This is a genomic window from Fibrella arboris, from assembly GCF_041321095.1.
Classification (GTDB): domain Bacteria; phylum Bacteroidota; class Bacteroidia; order Cytophagales; family Spirosomataceae; genus Fibrella; species Fibrella arboris.
On record NZ_JBGGWE010000012.1, the window covers coordinates 1 to 20,766 of the forward strand.

Annotated in this window: 16 protein-coding genes and 1 rRNA gene; 5 read left to right on the forward strand and 12 right to left on the reverse strand. The window is 52.1% G+C overall.

Annotation, left to right across the window (positions count from 1 at the left end):
• Positions 1-100 (forward strand): 5S ribosomal RNA (rrf, locus tag ACAW75_RS26105); the annotation flags it as partial.
• A gap of 207 nt (positions 101-307) precedes the next feature.
• Here the strand turns inward: rrf and ACAW75_RS19480 are convergent.
• From ACAW75_RS19480 to ACAW75_RS19505, 6 genes are all read right to left on the reverse strand, one after another.
• Positions 308-1,726, reverse strand: coding sequence for a cellulose binding domain-containing protein (locus ACAW75_RS19480; RefSeq protein WP_370730423.1), 1,419 nt, complete (start codon positions 1,724-1,726; stop codon positions 308-310).
• Positions 1,727-2,018: 292 nt separating this feature from the next.
• Positions 2,019-2,699, reverse strand: a complete 681-nt coding sequence (locus ACAW75_RS19485; RefSeq protein WP_370730424.1) for a hypothetical protein — start codon at positions 2,697-2,699, stop codon at positions 2,019-2,021.
• 599 nt (positions 2,700-3,298) lie between these two features.
• Entirely contained in the window at positions 3,299-4,351 is a 1,053-nt protein-coding gene (locus ACAW75_RS19490) for a sugar phosphate isomerase/epimerase family protein (protein WP_370730425.1), read from the reverse strand.
• Between the two features lie 289 nt (positions 4,352-4,640).
• Positions 4,641-5,786, reverse strand: a complete 1,146-nt coding sequence (locus tag ACAW75_RS19495) for a Gfo/Idh/MocA family protein (protein WP_370730426.1) — start codon at positions 5,784-5,786, stop codon at positions 4,641-4,643.
• A gap of 17 nt (positions 5,787-5,803) precedes the next feature.
• Positions 5,804-5,998 (reverse strand): hypothetical protein, encoded by a 195-nt coding sequence (locus ACAW75_RS19500; RefSeq protein ID WP_370730427.1) that lies wholly within the window; start codon positions 5,996-5,998, stop codon positions 5,804-5,806.
• A gap of 228 nt (positions 5,999-6,226) precedes the next feature.
• Positions 6,227-7,366, reverse strand: coding sequence for a Gfo/Idh/MocA family protein (locus ACAW75_RS19505; RefSeq protein ID WP_370730596.1), 1,140 nt, complete (start codon positions 7,364-7,366; stop codon positions 6,227-6,229).
• A gap of 283 nt (positions 7,367-7,649) precedes the next feature.
• Between ACAW75_RS19505 and ACAW75_RS19510 the strand changes: the two genes are divergently transcribed.
• Positions 7,650-8,900, forward strand: coding sequence for an MFS transporter (locus ACAW75_RS19510; RefSeq protein ID WP_370730428.1), 1,251 nt, complete (start codon positions 7,650-7,652; stop codon positions 8,898-8,900).
• A 75-nt stretch (positions 8,901-8,975) separates the two neighbouring features.
• Here ACAW75_RS19510 and ACAW75_RS19515 read toward each other — a convergent pair whose 3' ends face one another.
• The 4 genes from ACAW75_RS19515 to ACAW75_RS19530 all read right to left on the reverse strand — a co-directional run bounded on the left by ACAW75_RS19515 (position 8,976) and on the right by ACAW75_RS19530 (position 13,708).
• Positions 8,976-9,257, reverse strand: coding sequence for a DUF427 domain-containing protein (locus ACAW75_RS19515; protein ID WP_370730429.1), 282 nt, complete (start codon positions 9,255-9,257; stop codon positions 8,976-8,978).
• Positions 9,258-9,349: 92 nt separating this feature from the next.
• Entirely contained in the window at positions 9,350-10,558 is a 1,209-nt protein-coding gene (locus ACAW75_RS19520) for a lytic transglycosylase domain-containing protein (protein ID WP_370730430.1), read from the reverse strand.
• Between the two features lie 194 nt (positions 10,559-10,752).
• Entirely contained in the window at positions 10,753-11,964 is a 1,212-nt protein-coding gene (locus ACAW75_RS19525) for a transglycosylase SLT domain-containing protein (RefSeq protein ID WP_370730431.1), read from the reverse strand.
• Positions 11,965-12,121: 157 nt separating this feature from the next.
• Entirely contained in the window at positions 12,122-13,708 is a 1,587-nt protein-coding gene (locus ACAW75_RS19530; protein WP_370730432.1) for a hypothetical protein, read from the reverse strand.
• A 363-nt stretch (positions 13,709-14,071) separates the two neighbouring features.
• On the opposite strand from ACAW75_RS19530, the gene ACAW75_RS19535 reads away from it, so the two are divergent.
• Together ACAW75_RS19535 and ACAW75_RS19540 are read left to right on the forward strand one after the other, a co-directional pair.
• Entirely contained in the window at positions 14,072-15,607 is a 1,536-nt protein-coding gene (locus ACAW75_RS19535) for a P-loop NTPase family protein (RefSeq protein ID WP_370730433.1), read from the forward strand.
• A 137-nt stretch (positions 15,608-15,744) separates the two neighbouring features.
• Positions 15,745-17,160 carry a Gfo/Idh/MocA family oxidoreductase gene (locus tag ACAW75_RS19540; RefSeq protein WP_370730434.1) on the forward strand — a complete coding sequence of 472 codons (1,416 nt, stop codon included), beginning with the start codon at positions 15,745-15,747 and terminating at the stop codon, positions 17,158-17,160.
• Positions 17,161-17,311: 151 nt separating this feature from the next.
• Here the strand turns inward: ACAW75_RS19540 and ACAW75_RS19545 are convergent, their stop codons facing one another.
• Positions 17,312-18,550, reverse strand: coding sequence for an acyltransferase family protein (locus ACAW75_RS19545; protein ID WP_370730435.1), 1,239 nt, complete (start codon positions 18,548-18,550; stop codon positions 17,312-17,314).
• Positions 18,551-18,670: 120 nt separating this feature from the next.
• Positions 18,671-20,035 carry a M28 family peptidase gene (locus ACAW75_RS19550; RefSeq protein ID WP_370730436.1) on the reverse strand — a complete coding sequence of 455 codons (1,365 nt, stop codon included), beginning with the start codon at positions 20,033-20,035 and terminating at the stop codon, positions 18,671-18,673.
• Positions 20,036-20,230: 195 nt separating this feature from the next.
• Between ACAW75_RS19550 and ACAW75_RS19555 the strand changes: the two genes are divergently transcribed.
• Positions 20,231-20,764, forward strand: a complete 534-nt coding sequence (locus ACAW75_RS19555; RefSeq protein ID WP_370730437.1) for an RNA polymerase sigma factor — start codon at positions 20,231-20,233, stop codon at positions 20,762-20,764.
• The last annotated feature ends 2 nt before the right edge of the window (positions 20,765-20,766 follow it).

Genomic DNA, 20,766 nt, shown 5'->3' on the forward strand with positions numbered 1-20,766 from the left:
CGGGCGGGTGCACACCTTTTCCCATTCCGAACAGAGCCGTTAAGCCCCGCACTGCCGATGGTACTGGTGTCACGACCGGGAGAGTAGGCGGTCGCCACCCCTAGACAACAGAGTCCCGCTTCGCAAGAGGCGGGACTTTTTATTGTTATATACCCCTCAGCAAACGATGCGCTTATAGGTTGTAAGCTGCTTTGAGCTGTAAGCGCTTCGACCGCAGCGGTGGACCATTCCGCTCATGGTGACATTTCCATTCAAGTTGGTTATGACCATTCAAATCGGTCTTGTCACCCTAATCTGTTAAACGGGCCTATTCAACTTTCAACACCTTTACCGTTTTATGTTGTGTGGGCGTGCTCACATTCAGGAGATAAATTTCTGCCTTTTGGTTAGACAAAGTGAACTGATAACGCTCTATATCCTGGGCGTTTATCACGTGCTTCTGAGCAACGAGCTGGCCCTGAGCGCTTACCAACTGCAATTGTAATGACTCAAAACGAGCACCTACAACGTCAAAAGTTAACTTGTTGTCTCGTACCGGATTGCCCAGCACCAACACATTGAATTCGTAGCGAGCATCAGCGGTGGCTGCTTGTCTGGCACCTAGCTCATTACCCCAATATTTCTGGTTTCCTACATACACTTGCATACGTGGATTAGCACTCAGATTCGCTGGCTGTTCCTGATACGAATAATCATTACGCTGGTCAAATCGACCGCCGCCAACTTTGCTGACACGGTAGCGAATCAGCCCTGTACTGCTTTGTGGCATAAGCTGACCTGTATTGGCAAAGCTCAGTTCCAGGTACGTATCTGCAGTAGCCAGGGGTGGATTGATCCGAATAAATTGAGAACGAATAGCGCCGATCCCCAGTGCGCTGTAATCTAGCTCGAAAGTTAACGGTTGAGAGCCGTCGGCAGTAAAGTAGTAGCGAATTGTTATATCGCTGTAGTTGATGGGCATGTTTCCTTCATTGCGCAATTCCAGGTACGTTCCAATTTGAGTGGCCGAGGGGCCATTTTTGCTTTCTGTGTAGGGCACCAAGTAGCCTCGGGGTGTCACTGTGGCTGGTTCCTGCCCAGCTACTAGCACGTCGTTATAATAGGCTGTAATTCGGGAGGTGGCCATCAGACGATCGTGAACACTGGCATACGAGTAATCATCTAACTCATTGAAGCCTGAATAGTCGGCCTTGGCGATGTAGCTTTGAATAGCGCCTGTGCTTGCACCGGGCGCTAGATTGCCCGCTCCTGAAGTGAAACTGTATTCGATATAGCCTAAAGACCCTTGTCTGGGTTGAGCTAGCGGCACGTAACGCACTCTGACATTGGATGCGCCTAGTTTGGCGTATGGGACGGTCAGATTGGTTAAAGGGGTAAAGTTCTCCACTGTCAGGTAGTAGCGTAACGTTAGGCCTGAGAGTGCCAGGGTAGTGTTACCCTGATTAATTACCTCTAATAAAGGTTGGATAGCGTTATTGTCCGCATAATTGTCTACATCGCGGTGTAGTACTTGCAGTACGTTGCTGGTATGGGTAACAAGCCCACTGACGGCTACAGGATAAACGCCATGGCTCGAGTGGAAATAGGTATTTTGTGTAATTGTACCCGTGACCGGGCCTATGGTATTGCCCGTTAGGCGGACATCTACTCGCGTTTGAACAACAGATCTGCTCGTGCCGATTGTGAACGACGAGCTAAATGGATGGTTACCGGGAACGGATTTCAAATCCGACTGGTGCGTTGACGAGCACCGGTAAAACGCCTTGCGTTGCGACCGTATATGATTGACTAGCAGAAGGGGTGCCAAACGTAGTGGCAAAGTTGCTTAGCGATGAGGGAGTAACCGTTACCGATTGAGACAGGGCGGTTCCACTAAGACCAACAGTAGCCGTAGATGAACCGCTCCAGTTGATAATCTGTCCGTCAAACACGCCGGACGATGACGAAATAAGCGCGACTGAAACGGATGTAGGGGGGACAATCCCATTAGTAGCCGGTATCAGCAATGCAGGACCAGACTAGCCGTTTGCCATGAGCAGGTAATATGGCGGCGCAAAAATCTGTAGATCATCTGTTAAACCACGAGCCGACACGGTGAAGGAAGCCGGGAAAGAGCCTGGATATTCACTATAATCAACTATTGTTAACGAGGATGGTGTCACGGTAATCGATGGCGTCGCGGGGTCTGAGACAGTACCACGCACGGCTACGTTGGCAATCGACTGGTTTGAGCTATTATTTAATCGATGACTGATCGAACCCGAGCGCTGTGCGGCTGTGCTACCCGTTAGCCGTACAGCTACCGGAATATCGATAGCAGAAAGGCTACTGGGGATTGTTAAGGAAGAACCAAACGTATTATTGCCCGTACGAATGTCAAATCCTGTCGGGGCCGTGACGGTGCCTCCTGTTTGGCTTAGTGCTGTGATCGTATAGCTTTGACTAGCTGACGGGGTGCCTGTGGAGGTTGAAAACTGGCTTAGAGACAACGAATTTACGCTCAGGGAAGGACTTACAGTGGTGCCGCTAACAGCAACCGTTGTCGTCGTTGAGCCGCTGGTGTTTGATATATTTCCAGTGAACGTACCTGGCGAAGACGGCAGTAGGGCAACAGTAATGGTTGTTGGCGTCAGGGTGCCATCGCTGTTAACGGGTAAAGTAATACCGCCAGGATAGGCACCAGCATTAGGAACACTCACAACAAAGGGGACTGGCACAGTGACCCGGAAGTCTGACGTGGTTAAACCGGTAGCTGAAACAACATAGGTCTTTGAGTTACTACCAGGCAACTGGGTTGAATTAAGAAAAGTTAGTGAGGACGGCGTAACTGAGATAGCTGGAGTAAACTGAGCGGTTGGCCGGGTATCGCTGGCGGCCAACCCCATCAGCAGATGCGTATTGTGAAGCCAAAACGACAGTTAACAAAAGCCATAGTTAGCGCATTAAACGTAGTTGAGTACTCGTCATTAATACAGTTTAAGTGTATAGGGAAAAGGATTGCCGACCAGACGGTACACTAACTAGTAGGTTGGTTTCTAGGTAGTTATGTCAATAAACTAAATATATAGATTTAGTATTCTTTCAATTATCAATTCGCCTATATAATTATTAAAGGGCCTGCATGCCGACCAAGCGTCCGTATTTAAGGGGAGTAGCTGGCTAGTCAGCAGGATGTAGTTGACAACTGGTAGTGATGACAGACAAGACGATATCCTCTTTCGACTATCCTTTTCTACATAAAAGGCCAGCCATCAGGTACGTACCTGATGGCTGGCCTTTTATGTAGAAAAGAGTACTATTATAAACCTAGCACACGCTTATTAAAGGCTTCGTCTGAACCTGCTCCTGCGAAGTCATCGAAGGCACGCTCGGTTACGCGAATCATGTGATCCTGAATAAATGGCGCGCCTTCGGCAGCGCCCTGCTCAGGGTGTTTGATGGCGCACTCCCACTCCAGAACTGCCCAGCCATCGTAATTGTATTGAGCCAGTTTGCTGAAAATACTGCTGAAATCGACCTGACCGTCGCCCAGCGAACGGAACCGGCCAGCACGCTCTACCCAGCCTTGAAAACCACCATACACGCCCTGACGACCGGTTGGATTGAACTCGGCATCTTTTACGTGGAACGCATAAATGCGGTCGTGGTAGATGTCGATGAAATCCAGATAGTCCAGGCATTGTAATACGAAATGACTTGGGTCGTAGTTGATGCCCGCGCGTGGGTGATTATCCACGGCGGCCAGGAACATGTCGAACGTGACGCCGTCATGCACGTCTTCGCCAGGATGTAACTCGAATCCAACGTTCACACCCGCTTCATCGAACGCATCGAGAATTGGCTTCCAGCGTTTACCCAGTTCAGCGAAACCTGTTTCAACTAATCCGGCGGGGCGTTGTGGCCAGGGATACATGAATGGCCATAGTAGGGCACCTGTAAAACAAACATGAGAGGTAAGCCCTAAATTTTTGCTGGCTTTAGCGGCCAGCATCATCTGGTTCACGGCCCACGCCTGTTGCTCGGTTGGTTTACCTGCTAATTCCGCAGGACCAAAACCATCGAACATGGGGGCATAGGCTGGGTGAACAGCGACCAACTGGCTTTGTAAGTGCGTTGAAAGCTCAGTAATCTCTACCCCGATATCCGCCAGTTTCGCCTTTAGTTCATTACAGTATTCGATACTGTCGGCAGCTTTCTGAAGATCAATAACCCGTGAATCCCAGGTTGGGAGTTGAACGCCTTTGTAGCCGAGATCCGCCATGTATTTAGCGATTGTATCCAGCGAGTTGAAGGGCGCTTCATCGCCCATAAACTGCGCCAGAAAAACGGCAGGGCCTTTAAGTGATTTCATGTTTTTGTTGATTATATGGGGTTGGATACCTTGCTAATGGCTTCGCGCTTGTGGCCCTTCGACCGCAGCGGCGGACCGTTCCGCTTAGGGTGACAGGAAACCTAAGAATATGCATGACGACCTTGAGTGAGCGTGTCACCCTGAGCCTGTCGGGAATCGCAGCGGCGAACCGGCCTAGTCGGGGACGCCTAGTCGGGGATCGCGGCGGCGAACCGGCCTAGTCGGGGACGCCTAGTCGAAGGGTCACAAGCGCGAAGCCATTAGCAAGGTACCTGAAGCTTCATTGAGTTTACACTTCTACCCAGGCTTGTTTCTTATTGCTTTCCAGAATACGCTCGCAGATCAGTAGCTCGCGATAGCCGTCGGCGAAGGTTGGGTACGTTGGGTTCTCGGGTTGTTTACCGGCTTCGATAGCGGCATACACTTCTTTGAACATCTGTTTCGACGTATCGGGGAAGCCTTCGTTATGACCACCGGGAAAGCCGATCACTGACCGCACTTCAGCATGAACAATAGACGGATCGTCGGTCATGGTTTGGTTGTAGCCATCGCGGTTACCCAGCCAGAGTTGGTTTGGCGACTCCGAATCAAAGGCGAAGGTTTTCTTTGCCCCCGAAATCTCGAGCTTCAACTGGTTCTTACGACCAGCCGATACCTGCGATACGGTCACTACACCCCGATTACCGTTATCGAACCGGAGCAGCACGTTGGCATGGTCTTCCGTATTGATGGGTACGTCGGCGTAATCGTCTGGCTGAAGCATCTTACCGGAATACGTTTCAACCGGCTTCAGTGGTTTCTTCCGCGTCTTGTGAATTGTATTGAAATCGGCCAGTACGGCCGTAGTCTTCAACCCAGTGATGTATTCGATAATATCCATCAGGTGCGAACCAATGTCGGCAATGGCCCGTGAATCACCCGATTTGTCGGGTTCAAGGCGCCAGTTATAGTCGGTTTCGTAGAAGAGCCAGTCTTGCAGATACGACCCGATAATGCTGTAGACATCGCCCAGTTCACCTTTCTCGCGCATGATTTTCATCTGACGGACCAGCGGGTAATAACGCAGGTTGAAATGAACGGCATTGACAAGGCCAGATTCCTTCGCCAACTGAACCAGTTCTTCTGCTTCGACCAGGTCTTTCGCCAATGGCTTTTCACAGATAACGTGCTTACCGGCCAACAGCGCCGCTTTTGACTGGCTGTAATGGAGGAAGTTTGGCGTACAGATATGGATGCTCTGAATATCGTCCTGCTTCAGCAGTTCATCGAACGTGTATGCGCGGGGAATACCCAGTTGGGCAGCCTTCGTTTCAGCCAACTCTTGAGTTACCTCGCAAAGGGCAACTACTTCTACATTTGGTAAACGGCGCAGGGCTTCGATGTGGGCGGGTCCAATGAATCCGGTGCCAACCACACCAACTTGAATTTTTGACATTGTATTTAATGAGTGAATTAGTAAATGAGCGACTGAGTGAATGTTTGGATCTTGTTTTGTTTAGTGCTGCTGCGGGCTTTTGAGAGAACTTTCAAGCGTTGTTTGCCTTCGTCTAAAAGCTCATCGAGTCGGTTGGCGGCAACGAGCTCAGCGAAAATGAGCATCTCCAGCCAGAAAAGAGATTCATCTAGTTCTTCAATAGTAAGACTCAATTTGGCGATTCGTTTTGACTCCTACCACGCCGAACAGCTCTGTAATTGGCGACAGCCGAAGAGGAAGAGCGAATGAGTTGTTTGCCGAAAGGCTGGGCTTCGTAAGCGCTTGGTAAGCCCTGAAGACTCGGATACCTCGTAAAGCGAACGCTTTAAGCCGTGTCTCAATTGGCTGCGCGAATTCTGCTTTTTCTTCAGGTGAATAATACATGTTTACCAAACATTCACTCAGTCCAAAAACTTTGTCCACTTCTCCGACGACTTATCGGAGGCTAGGACTGTATCAATAAAGGCCATACCACGTAAGCCCTCGTCAATGCCGGGGAAATCAAGCCGGATCGGGTCGGGTTCCTGCCCGTTCAGGCGGGCGCGGAGGGTGAGCGCAAAGTTGTAATAGATATTGGCAAAAGCTTCCAGGAACGCTTCTGGATGCCCGGCTGGAAGACGGGTATTTGACTGAGCTTCGGGTGCCAGATCGCCAACGCCAGTGCGTAATAGACGGGCGCCTTCTTCATTCGTTTTGTAGATGAGCGTATTGGGTTCCATCTGCCGCCATTCGAGGCCACCAAATTCACCGTAGACACGAATGGAGAACGGATTTTCTTCGCCATTGGCAATCTGACTGTTGACGAGTGTTCCCTTGGCTCCGTTGTTGAACCGCAGCAGCATATTGGCATCGTCATCAAGCAGGCGACCTTCCACGAAAATGGTCAGGTCGGCACAGAGTTCGGTAATTTTAAGGCCAGTGATGTATTCGGCCAGGTTCTCGGCATGGGTACCAATGTCACCAACGCCACCGGCCGCACCCGAACGAGCTGGGTCAGTACGCCAGCCAGCCTGTTTCTGCCCGGTTGCCTCAACGAGCTGTGCCAGCCAGCCTTGTGGATACTCAACAATAACTTTCCGAATCTGCCCCAATTTGCCCGCTTTCACCATCGCTCGTGCCTGCTTCACCATGGGGTAGCCTGTGTAGTTGTGCGTGAGGCAGAAGAGTAGGCCGGTTTCGTCAATGATGCGTTTCAATTCTTTGGCTTCGGCCATGTTCAGCGTTACGGGCTTGTCGCAAACAACGTGGAAACCGTTTTCGAGCGCCATTTTAGCGGGGGCAAAGTGCATGTGGTTAGGCGTCACAATGGTCACGAAATCCATCCGTTCGCCCTCGGGAAGTTCTTTTTCCCGCAGCATCATTTCTTCGAAATTGGCGTAGACGCGGTTCTCTGGTAAATAGAGCGCATGGCCCGTCTGCTTCGATTTTTCGGCGTTTGAGCTGAACGAACCACAGACCAGTTCAATCTCATTATCCATAGCAGCAGCACGGCGATGAACGGCCCCGATGAAGGCGTCGAGGCTACCGCCTACCATACCCATGCGTAGTTTGCGGTGTGTATTGGTCTGACTAACAGAAGGAGAGAGGTTTGTTGAGGCTTGAGGCGTCATAAAAAGGCGAAAGAAAGCGTTTAGCAGCTATTCGTATAGGGTAAATAGCTCAGGAGACAATCATCTACTTATTGACCGGAAAATTAGCGGATTTCCTTTTTTTTAGGAAATTTTGTATGCCTTGCGCTACCCAATCGGGTAATTACTGTTAATTGACCCCTTTATCTGAAAACCTAATCTACTTGTTCGATCAAACTTTCTTTATTGTCATTCTATGAACACGACTGTAAATAGTTCGAGGCTCTTCCTGGCAAGCTGCTTCGCCCTTATCACCACTGCCTTCTCATTTAGTATCAGAGCAGGCATTTTGCCTCAGCTCGGTACTGAGTTTGGGTTGACTGCCGAACAATTGGGATTCATCAACTCAATGTGGTTTCTGGGCTTTCCAATAGCCATGATCGTTGGCGGGTTGGTATACCATACGGTTGGGCCGAAAATAATTATGACAGTAGCCTTCGTATCGCACACATTGGGTATTCTGCTGACCATTTATTCAGGTGGCTATACGGGCCTGCTTATCTCGACCCTGTTCATCGGTATCGGCAATGGCTGCACAGAAGCCGCCTGTAACCCCCTGATCGCCGATATGTACTCGGGAGCAGAAATGAACAAAAAGCTGAACCGTTTCCATATGTGGTTTCCAGGTGGCATTGTAGTGGGTAGCCTGCTTTCTAAGTTCATGACCGATTCGGGGGCTTCATGGCAGACGCAAATCTGGGCTATTATGGTGCCAACGCTGGTTTATGCCTTCCTCTTTTTCGGACAGGCGTTTCCAAAGCCACGTGTAGAAGGTGTAACGTCGATCAGCAAAAACTTCGCCGCTATGCTTACGCCGCTTTACCTCTTTATCTTCTGCTGCATGGCGTTAACGGCTATTTCAGAGTTCGGGCCGCAACAGTGGGTTGGCTTGATTATGAGCAAAAGCGGTGCTAGCCCCATGCTTATTCTGGCGTTGGTAACAGGGTTGATGGCCTTCGGCCGGTTCTTTGGTGGACCAATCATCCACCGGCTCGACCAAACCGGCGTATTGCTGGGCGGTGCCTGCTTTGCTACCATTGGTATTTACCTGTTCAGCACGCAGACAGGGGCAATGGCCTACGTTGCGGCTGTCTTTTTCGCCATCGGCGTCTGTTATTTCTGGCCAACCATGATTGGCTTCGTGGCCGAACGTATTCCGCTGAGTGGTGCGTTAGGCATGTCTATCGTAGGCGGTGTGGGTATGTTCTCTACCTCTATTTTCCAGCCAATTATTGGCCGCTGGCTCGATGGAGAGCGGGCCATACAGGCGGCCGCTGGTAAAACTGGCGACGCGCTGGAACTGGCGGCAGGTCAGGCAACGCTGGCTAAAATGACTACATTCCCTATCATTCTGATTGTGGCGTTTACGGGCCTGTACTTCTACATGCGCAATAAGAAGCCAAGTCACGAACTGGATTCAGTAGCTGCTCAACAGCCACAACTGTAGTCAGGAACGTACCTACATAAAAAAACGGCATTGGAGCTTAGCCAATGCCGTTTTTTTATGTAGGTACGTTCCTGACTAGGCAACAACCTGCACGCCTTTCCAAAAAGCCACCCGGTCTTTGATCTGGCTGGCAGCTGGTTTTGGGTCGGGGTAATACCAGGCTGCGTCTGTGTTCGTCTGTCCGTTAACTGACAGTGAATAATAAGATGCCAGACCTTTCCAGGGGCAAACCGTATGCGTCTGGCTGTCGGCCAGGTAATCGGCCCTAACCGACTCTTTCGGGAAATAGTGATTATTCTCAACAACGATGGTATCGTCGCTCTCAGCGATGGTTTGACCGTTCCAAATAGCTTTCATAGTTTGTTTGGTTGCATACCTGGTCAATGCCAGTGTATACCAGGCATAACTAGCGAGAAAGTGCTTTCGTTTAGTGAAGCAACGTACCTGAACTAGAATTCAGTTTTCCACTGCACTCGCCAGCCAGCCGGTATTTTTTTGGGTAATGGTAGCCCCAGTAGCCCTGTAGCTGGATTCATGGCTGAAATAGTGATGGGCGTGACCTCTTTAGTCTGGGCAGAGATTGTTTTTGTGGCCCGGAGAAAAATATATCCCTGGTTATCGATGTCATCAACAACGGCATACAGTAGATCGCCTTCTTTCAATTCAACCTCACCAACCTGTGCATCATGGGTAATAACAAAGGCCCAGCTTTGGCCTAACTGAGCTTTGCCAGCTTTCTGTAGCGTAGTCTCGACATCACCCGTAAAAATGGCAGCTGCTTTGGGCTTTTGCGTCAACAGGTTTGTCAGTATACTGTCCATCACGGCGGCCTCGCTGCCGGGAGCCGGCTCATAAGCGTCGATGGGTACACCTTTTTCTTCGGAATCTTCGTCAATAATCCAGCCCATGCGGCGGGCCTGCTGACGTTCTCGTTCATACGGGTCATCGGCATAAGCCAGCATGCCCGAGTTCAGGCCCGCATAACGCCCTGGATTTTGCATGATCTCTTTTATGGCCAGCATCCGGTACAGGTAATAACCCGTCTCTTCATTCATGGCCATCTCATAATAGCTGCGTGTGGCCTGCCGAACAATTTTTTTCTCGATCATGCCCATACCGCCATTATAGGCTGCCGCCGCGAGCGTCCAGGAACCCAGCCGTTTGTATAGCGCTTTCAGGTAGCGGCAGGCGGCCTCCGTCGACTTGACCAGATCCATCCGTTCGTCGTTGCCCGAATCGATACGAAGGTTCATGTCTTTGGCCGTTTCGTCCATAAACTGCCAGTAGCCAACCGCTCCCGCCGACGACACCGCATCGGCTTTCCAGTTACTCTCAATGAGCGGCATGTACTTAAAGTCGTTTGGAATATGGTGTTTGGCAAGAATGGGCTCAACCACGGCGAAATAAGGAGCCGAACGTTGATGCAAGGCCTGCACACGCTTGGCGTACCCGGCCGTGCTCATCAGCGCCATAGCCAGTTTAGCGCCGACGTTCCCTTGTTCGGTGGGGACAAGCTCACCCGCGAAATTTGTCTGCTGAATGGGCTGAGGAGCAGGAGGCTGTGTTTTGGCAGAACGCTTCCTGTTCCCCTTTACCAAAACGGCTGTTTTCTGCGCGACGGAGAAATGTGCAATCAATAGAAGCGATAAACAACTCATTATGAATTGCTTAGGCAAACGGTTTTCTTGTTTCAAGGCAATTCGATTGGTGCTTTTACAAAACGGATGCTCACGGGTATAAGTTCTTATTCGATTAGCCAACGAGCCAACGGTTTAACGAGGGGTTAAAGCAAAGGCCCGTTCAAAACGGTTTTATCCATCCGAACGGGCCTTTAGTGGGCTGTGGTAAGGTTTTATAGAACTTTCCAGGTCAGAATCCAACCGGCTTTCATCTGTGTTACGTCGGGTAGTTTAATGCCGACCCGGCCCGTTGAGGCGTCAACGGCGGCCAGCGGTAGGTTCAGCGTTTGCTGGTTACCGGCTGTGTGCAATTTATCGGCCCGGAAGTATATTTTACCCGTTTTATTGTCGATATCTTCAATCACAGCATAGAGACGATCGCCTTCGCTAACAGTCACATCATCGGCCATACCATTTCGCGTTAAATTAAAAACCCAGACTGCCCCCCGCTGTAAATCGCCAGCTTCGGCGAGCTTTGCTTTGATACCTCCCTGAAAAACGGAGGCGGCGTTGGGCAAGGGGATGTCTTCAGATCGGTTGTCGGTGGCGGCAGATGCCACGGCGGCCACCGACGCAGTCACGGCTTCTCGTTCCAGGTTAACCAGTACCTTTTCGTCGAAGAGAACTTCCTGAGCCTGGGCTGGCGCTTCTGAAGCAACCGGCTGGTTGAGGCTGGCTAAAATCCGCTCAGATAATAGCTCGCGATACTGTCGATTGTTGTTGAATAGCTCTTTGAAAGCCAGAATGCGGTATAGATACTTGCCAGTTTCGGCGTTTAGGCGCAGATAATAATAGTCACGGTGCTGCTGCTTTCTGATATTCCCCAGTAAACTGCCAATACCCACGTTATAGGCGGCGGCAGCCAGCGTCCAGGAACCCAGCCGGTCATAAAGAAAGCGGAGGTACCGGCAGGCAGCGTCTGTAGACCGCATCAGACTGAGCCGTTCATCGCGGTATGGCTCAACAACCAGCCCCAACTCGCGGGCGGTGGCTGGCATCAACTGCCAGTACCCAACGGCTCCCTTTGGGGAAATGGCCGTGCCATTCAACGCACTTTCTACCAGCGGTAAATATTTAAAATCGGGAGGAATATGGTATCTAGCCAATACCGGTTCGATGAGTGGGAAAAAGGCAGCTGCCCGTTGCCGCATACGAATGAGCGCCGATGCCTGCATCGTACTGTGCGACAGCGCCGAGATGAGCCGCCGCGCAACGCGCTCTTCATGGATAGGTACCACTTCGCCACAAAAATGAACGGGGGGCAATGAGGCAAGCCGAACGGGGTCTTCCGTTGTTGAACAGGATATGGTCAGCGTAACACGACTGGTCGTGGGAGGGGTGAGCAGGGGCCCGGGGCTGGCTAACCCATTTGCCCAGTGTGCCACAATAAAGTAGAGTACCAGTAGTGTACTGGTTAGTGGCTTTATCGGGTAACTGTTGAGCAAGACGGTTGGGCAATTTTTATACTTTTGAGACAAAGAACTGATCGACTGGTCACGGTAGCACATGCCACTAATCGATCAATTTTAATGCCCCAATCGCCTATTGTGCCTCGTCGAGTGGGGTGAAATCCTTGAATGTGCGTTTCAGGGCTTTGTCGGTCGCTTCTTTCTTGTTCTGCCAGTTCGCATCTAATTCCAGGGCCACCAGCCCACTTAAACTCATGGCATTTCTGAACTCGTCGAGGCGTTTGATAAACTCGGTCGAACGGCGTGCCGATTTTAAGGCAAACTCGCGGGCAAACACATCACCTTTGTTTTGAAGCTCACTTTTCTTGCCCAACACGTAGTTATAGCGGTCGAGCAAATCTTTCATCGATTTACCAATGACCTCGGTGGCTTCCAACGTACCCATCGTCAGTACGGCAGTGCCACCAATGGCCGAGATCAGCCGCTGGTTGCTCTGTGCCTGAACGCTCGACTGCGCATTGGTTACAGCCGGCGCAACGCCCGTAACAGCGCCTAGTGAAGCATTGGCCACCGAACGATTTCGTTTTCCACCCTTCGCTTTTCGGTAATCACGTTTCAGTTCGGCTTCTTTTTCATCGAGTTGCGTAACCAGGTTCCACGCCTGCACCAAAGCCTGGTTGTAGAGGGCGTAGGTGTAACGATCTTTCGCTTCTTCATTAACCGTATTCTGGACCGTGATCACAATCGTTTGTTCATCGCGGTTTTGCGCCTTGTCGAGCACGAAAAACGTCAGGTTTACCCGTAGCGTATCGTTGGGGTCACGCACAAACTCATAGCCTGGGATCCAGATGAACTCGTACTGGTTGTTGGTATTCTTAACCAAAGCCGATTTGGGTACGCGCTGGTCTGTGCTCAAAAAATCGAAGGTGTTGATGTCGTCGTCGCCATTTGGGTCGGCGAGGTAGAATTTCAGGTTGATCGTAGCATTTTCGCGAACATGGTAGGTACGTTCTTTGGGCACGACCGAAATGACCGGCGGGAGGTCCATCTGAGTCACGTCGATCTTCAACCGCCCTTTGGTGCGGGTTTTGGCGGGCTGATCTTCCACCCAGAATTCAATGTAGATCGGTTTGGCTCTGAGTTGGTTAAACTGGTTTTTCGATAAGGTCCATGTCAACTCGCCCTGCGCACTGAGTTTGCTGCCTTCCGGCATTTGATCGGGAATGGCGATGAACGCTATAGGATCGCCGTCGGCATCGTAAATCTGCTTCGGGTCGAACTTATACACATTCTGCGTCTGAAAACGAACATAGAACGGCGGCAACTCTTCAACTACCGGCGGCCGGTTCACATGCTGCACCCGAAAATCGACCAATTGGGTAGCCGATTCACCGCGACGGTTTCTGACTTCGAAGATGATGGGAACGGTACGGGTTGTTTTTAGCCGGTCGGCCAGGTCGTAGCCTGGCGTCCAGCGGAAGTGCCCCAGCGAATCGAAGGCCATGCCATCAAGCATTCCCTGGGCAATGCTGTAGGTGACCGAATCGGCCGCGTTGCCGGTTGTTTTTAACGTCAGTTGAATGGATTGACCCTCGGCAACAACGTTCCAGTCGGGCTGTTGCGGAAGAATAATCTGAAGAGATTTTGGATCCTGCGCCTGACCAGGTGGGCTAAACAGCCACCCTAGTAGCAGGAGCGCGAGCCAACAGTATTTTATCATGCTACGTACCTGAGCCGGTTTGAATTTTAAAACGCAAAACTACGGCTAAGATTACAGCTGCCCGATGTGAATGCTATTTTTTTGAGGCATAAGCCCCGTTAGCGCCTTATTTATTGACTTATTTCAAGGATATATTGGGCCGAAGGCATGGCCGATCCACTGATTTCTGCTGTATAGCGGCCTAATGAGGGACTAAACCATTTGCTGCCAAAGCCTGTTAGATTTATAAGATATGATGGACAATAGTTACTGAACTGTAGGCAGGTTTTGCAACGAATCAGTAGCCGTTGTCCATTCTATGTTAGTCCCCGTTCATTCTATCTGTTTTCTTCAACGAGTGTTGCCAACGAACATTCCCAACGAATGAGTTACTATAACCTGAAAGCAAAGGAGTTAACTGCTATTAAAACCCTCGGTGAATTGACAGCCGCTGGGTACCAATCCCGGTCAATTAAACAAGAGTTACGTGAGAATCTGATTCAAAAAATCCGGGCTAAAGAATCGGTTTTCCCAGGGATCTGGGGCTACGAAGAAACGGTTATTCCTGATGTGGAGCGCGCCATTCTGTCGATGCACCACATTAACCTGCTGGGTCTTCGCGGTCAGGCAAAAACGCGTATTGCGCGCCTGATGGTCAATCTGCTCGACGAATATATTCCGGTGGTGGAAGGCTCTGAACTCAACGATGATCCGCTACAGCCATTGTCGCGGTTTGCCCATGACCTGATTGCCCAGCATGGCGACGCCACACCTATTTCGTGGATGCACCGCAGCGACCGCTATACTGAAAAACTGGCCACGCCCGATGTGTCGGTAGCCGATCTGATCGGCGACGTTGACCCCATCAAAGCCGCCACGCTGAAACTCCCGTACTCTGACGAACGGACGATCCACTTCGGTCTGATTCCGCGCTCGCACCGCTGCATTTTCGTGATCAACGAATTGCCCGACTTACAGGCCCGGATCCAGGTGTCGCTGTTCAATATTTTGCAGGAAGGCGACATTCAGATTCGTGGTTTTAAACTGCGGTTGCCCCTCGATATCCAGTTTGTGTTCACGGCTAACCCTGAAGACTATACGAACCGGGGGAGCATTGTCACGCCGCTGAAAGACCGGATCGATAGCCAGATCGTGACGCACTATCCGAAGACGATCGAGATGGGCCGGAAGATCACCCAGCAGGAGGCCATCGTGAAAACCGAGCAGAAAGGCCTCGTAAAAACCAACGACCTAGTGGCTGATCTGATCGAACAGGTAGCCATTGAAGCCCGCCAGAGCGAATACGTGGATGCCAAGTCGGGCGTATCGGCCCGGATGACCATTTCGGCCTATGAAAACCTGTTGTCGTCGGCCGAACGGCGTACATTGCTGAATAGCGAGAAAGAGACCTACGTGCGCATCGCCGATGTGTATGGCGTGGTGCCAGCTATTTGTGGTAAGGTAGAACTAGTGTATGAAGGTGAAGTGGAAGGCCCCGTTATTGTGGCGCAGAACCTGATCGGCAAAGCGATACGTACCCAGTTCCTGAATTATTTTCCGAACCCGGAGAAGGCCAAGAAAGATAAGCGCGGTAACCCCTACAAGAAAATCACCGACTGGTTTGGCGATGGCAACACGATGGATCTGCTCAACGATCTGTCGAACCGGGATTACGAAAGTCGACTGCGTACCATCGATGGCCTCGATGATCTGGTTGATCAATTCCACCCTCGCCTGAGCAAACAGGAACGGTTGTTTATGATGGAATTTGCCCTGCACGGCATTGCCGAATATTCGCTGGTGGGTAAGAAAGCACTCGATACCGGCCTGCAATTCAAAGACCTCGTCGGCTCCATGTTCGACCCCACCAAGCATTTCGGGGAAGAGGATGAGGAAGAAGACGATGATGATCGTTTCTAAGTCAGGTACGTTCATAAAGACTAGCCGCCAGTTGATTCAAGGGATCACTGGCGGCTTTTTACGTATTGGCTGGCATATCCTCGTTTTCCGTAACCAAAGCGACAGGCGTCGGTTGCATCTACATAAACTCCGACGTTATGAAACAGATCGATCACCTGCTCCAACTCGTTAAAACAGACATTGAGGTTGAAAGCCCCGGACTCTCGCGAACCGATTTTTTGCGGCTTACAGGTAAAGGGTTAGCCATTGGCGTGGTGGGTGGGCTGGCGGCTTCCTGCCAGTCGGCGGGTCAGTCAGCGGCCTCGTCGCAACCCGACCCAGCAACGGTGTACCGATCGCCATCAGGCCAGCAGGTTCCGTCGTCGGCCCCCTATTCACCACCGGCTACCGTACCGAAGGAGGTTGACAAGCCGATTGAACTGGAGCAGTGGAAATCAGACGTCGACGTTAAATCAGCTCCGACCCCAACGCCACTGCCTATGGACCAGCGGGTTGGGTATGCCATCGTTGGCCTGGGGCATCTGGCGCTCGAAGAAATACTGCCGGCGTTTTCGCAGTGCAAAAAATCGAAGCCGGTGGCGCTGGTGAGTGGTAGCCCCGAGAAGTTACAGAAAGTGGCGCAGCAGTACGGTATCAAACCCAGTAGCTGCTACAGGTATGAGCAATACGACCAACTGAAAAATAACCCCGAGGTGCAGGCTATTTACATTGTGCTGCCCAACTCCATGCACGCCGAATACACCATTCGGGGGGCGCAGGCGGGGAAACATATTCTGTGCGAAAAGCCAATGGCCAACTCGCCGCAGGAAGCACAGGCGATGATCGACGCGTGCGGCAAGGCAGGTAAAAAGCTGATGGTCGCCTACCGGATTCAGTACGAGCCCAACAACCGGATGATCCGCGACATGGTGCGGTCGAAGCAGTTTGGAGCGCCTAAATTCATTGAGTCGTTCAACTGCCAGAGTTCAGCTAATCCGCAGCACTGGCGGCATATCAAGGCGCTGGCTGGTGGCGGCTCGCTGCCCGATATTGGGCTATACTGCCTGAATACGACCCGCTTTGTGCTGGGCGAAGAGCCCATCGAAGTGTTTGGTTACCAGTACAGTACGCCCGGCAATCCGTTGTTTCGGGAGGTGGAAGAGGTGATGTCGTGGCAGATGCGGTTCCCGAGCGGCGTCATTGCCAACTGTGCGGCCCATTACAACGTACATGAGTCGCGGCGGTACCGGGTACTGGCCGAACGGGGCTGGATGGGCCTCGATCCGGCTTTCTCGTATCAGGGGCTTCGCGCCGAAACTGCCCATGCCGACGGAATGGTTGAACGCAAGGAAACGCCTACGATGGCTCCCAAAAACCAGTTTGCCACCGAGATCGACCACTTTTCAGACTGTGTGATGAACGACAAGCAGCCGTTTACGCCCGGCGAAGAGGGCCTTCAGGATCAGAAGATCATGGCAGCCATCTATCAGTCAGCCCGCGAAGGGAAGCCTGTGAAATTGCCGGCAGCCACGAAGCCAGATGCTTTCCGTGGGCCGGAGCCGGACTTGGCCTAACGATTTTTTGTCATCCCGACGACAGGAGGGACCCTGAGGGTAACCCAACGACATAGTAAGGAATCCTCAAGACCCCTCCTGTCGTCGGGATGACAAAAATCGTTAGCCATACTCACTAGCTTGTAAAGTAAAGCAACACACTAAACCAGCACTACACCCGAATAAACAGCTTCCGGCGGTACATCCACAGTAAGATGACGTAGAACGTACCCAGCGTGGCTGCCCCGATGAGCAACGGCTCGAAGGCGGGGCCGAGCAACTGAAATGGTGCGTGGCCCAGGTGGATGTAGAAGGAGTTGCTAATAAAGCCGTCGATCAGGTGGACCAGGCAATAAATGGCAATGGAGTTCATGCCGATCACGGTCAGAAAAAAGGCCCAGTTCCGGCGCTTCATCACGTCGATCACTGTGTAGAAAAAGGCCATCAGCCAGCAACACCAGCCACCACTGAACAGGGTCCAGGCGGGTGTCCAGATGCGTTTGACGATGGGGCAAATACCGGTTACGTGCAGCAAAACCCCGAGGCTAATCCCTATGGCACCTGCCGCTACAAGGTGCCGCACGATCAGGCGGTTCGATTGACCGGAACGCAGCCACTGACCGGCTTGTAAACCCAGCAGCATGGTACCGAGGGTCGGTATAAAACTCAACGTAGCGTACCCGCCGCCATTAAATAGAAACGAAGCTTTTCGTGGAAACAGATTCAGGAACCAGGTATCGAACGCCCAGGCCAGGTTGCTGTTTTTGTTAAAATGTGCGGCTAGCCCTGTGTAGTGATGTACCCAGTTGGCCGGTACGCCCACGGCCGCATAATTGACTGCCGACGTGGGTGCCGGATACATTACAAACGCCAGCCAGTAGCCAGCCAGAATACCCGCCAGCGCCAGCCATTGAGTTCGGACGGAGGTGTGCCCAAGTAAAAAGAGAAACGGATAGCCGAGGCCAATCTGCGTTAGCGTGTCTTCAAACGTAAAGTTGGTCTGCGTGCTGTGTGTCGAGCGCAAGAAGATGCCCAGCAGCACCAGCACCAGTGACCGGCGCAGCGCCCGAATAAACTGCGCCCGCGCCGACGTACCCAGTTCTGCCCGGCTGGCCAGTGAATAGGGGAGGGCCATCCCCACCAGAAACGAAAACGACGGCTGAATCAGGTCGTGCAGTGAACAGCCCGCCCAGTCGACGTGGCTTTGCTGATCGGCCAGAAAAGCCCAGAACGAACTGGCTGGAAAGGCCTCATGCAACTTGGAAAACTGCAACAACTCGGCCGCCATCAGAAACATAACGAACCCCCGGTACGCGTCCATCGACATAAGGCGACTGGGGATAAACCCGTTTTTCTGGTGTTGCCGATCGGCGCGGGTGAGGGTTGCCGGATGCGGAAGAGAAGTGGCCATTAGTAGGAATAGTTTTACTTCTGAATATAGGTTGCTTTCGCGTAGCCGAAGGGCCTACAGTGCGAAGCAATACTCAAAATAAGTTACTCATAGTCAGGCGGATCACTCAAAACGTCAAAACTACAACCCGTACGTATCCAGCAGGTAAACCAGCGCCGCCATGGAGGCTCCGCCCAGTTCGAGCTCGCGTTTGTTCACCATCTCAAACCGGTCGGCGGCAGTGTGGTGGAAATCGAAGTACCGCTGCGAATCGGGCTTGAAGCCGAAGAGCACCGTGCCGATGTTGACCAGCGGACCAATATCGGCACCACCACCGCCGGGGCCAATGTCATGCAGGCCATACGGGGCCAGCAGTGGTTTCCATTGAAGAACTTGCTCTTTCTGTTGGGGCGTGCCCACAATGCCAAAGCCACGGGGCGTAAAGCCACCTTCGTCAGACTCGATGGCGGCGATGTGTTTTTCGTTGTTTTGCCTGGCCAGATCGGCGTATTTGATCCCGCCCCGCAGCCCGTTTTCTTCGTTCATGAACATCACCGCCCGAATGGTCCGCTTTGGTTTAATGCCCAGCGCCTTCATGATCCGCAGCACTTCAATAGACTGCATACAGCCGGTACCGTCGTCGTGTGCACCTTCGGCCAGATCCCATGAATCGAGGTGACCGCCAACGACAATGATCTCGTCGGGTTTTTCGGAGCCTTTCAATTCGCCCACTACGTTGTATGATTTGGCGTCGGGCAGGGTTTCGCAATTCTGCTTGAAGTAGAACGTCAGGCTCGGGTTTTCGGCCAGCGATTTACTCAGCAGGTTGGCGCCATTGGTGCTGATCGCCGCCGTTGGTATCAGGGGCACTCCTGTACCGTAGCGGGTGCCGCCTGTGTGCGGGTAATCGTCCTGCGCCAGCCCCATAGAGCGCACAATGGCCCCGACAGCGCCCAGCTTGGCTGCTTCGGTGGCCCCGCCCGCCCGTTGGTCAACTGCGCCGCCATAAGCGTCGAAGGTGATTGTTTTGGTGGGGTCCATCGGCCGGTTGAAGAAGACGATCTTGCCTTTCACTTTTTCGGCGCCCAGTGCCCGCAGTTCGGGGAAGCTTTTTACTTCGATCACCTGCGCCTCCACGCCTTTGGCCGGGGTAGCTACCGAACCGCCCAGCGCCGCGATAGGTACGTTCGTTTTCTGTTTGCCGTTCTGAATGTAGGCCACTTCTTTAGCGCCACGTACCCAGTGCGGCACCATTACTTCCTGCAAAAATACCCGGTCGAACCCCTGCTGTTCCATTAGTTGCCTGGTCCAGTCGACGGCCTTTTGAGCCCCTGCCGAGCCGCTGAGCCGGGGACCAATCTGCTTGGTCAGGTAGCGGAGCCATTCGTGCGATTTACCGTTGGCAAGGGCTTCGTTATAAATCTTTCGGATGACGACCGAGTCGGCCTGTTGGCCGTAGCTGAAAAAGGAAAGACAAACGAGGAGTGAGGTAACCAGTTTTCTCATTGACTTGATTGTTGAAGATGAATGCCCAGATTGATTCTGTGCTGGTAATTTAGGCCAAAACAGCCGTGAGGCCATCGGCTTTTGGCAGATAGCTCAGAATCAGGAAATTTTTTTCCGGTATGTGGGTGATAACCCGACGCATCGGGTATTCCGTAATAACGGAACTATCATGGCTAACCGTCCGTCTGATCAACTATGAGCCCCCTATCAACGCCTACCATCGATAGCCTCCGTTTGCAGGACCGGGCAGCCTATGACGTGCTTTATCGGCTGGTGATGCCGTCGATTGTGCAGTATGTACAGCGCAACGGGGGTAACGTGGCCGATGCCGAAGATGTGTTTCAGGAAACGCTGATGGTCCTGGCCGAAAAGGTAAAAGACCCTGATTTTCGACTGACGGCCTCTCTGAAGACGTACCTGACCAGCATTGCGCATCATATCTGGCTGAATCGTCTCCGTGCCCGCCGTCACCTGCCGCTGACCGACCTCACAGCGTGCGACGACCTGCCCGAACCACCCGCTGATGAAGCAGTACCTACCAACTTGGTGATGCGCTGGCTCGACCAGGCGACGCCATTCTGCCGCGCATTGTTGCGGGCTGTCTTTTTCGACAATGAGCCAATGGAACTGCTGTTGATTCGGATGGGGTGGAAGAATAAACATACCGCCGCCAATCAGAAGTACAAATGTGTGCAGCAGGTGAAGCGTGTGGCCGTCAATAGTCGGTAACG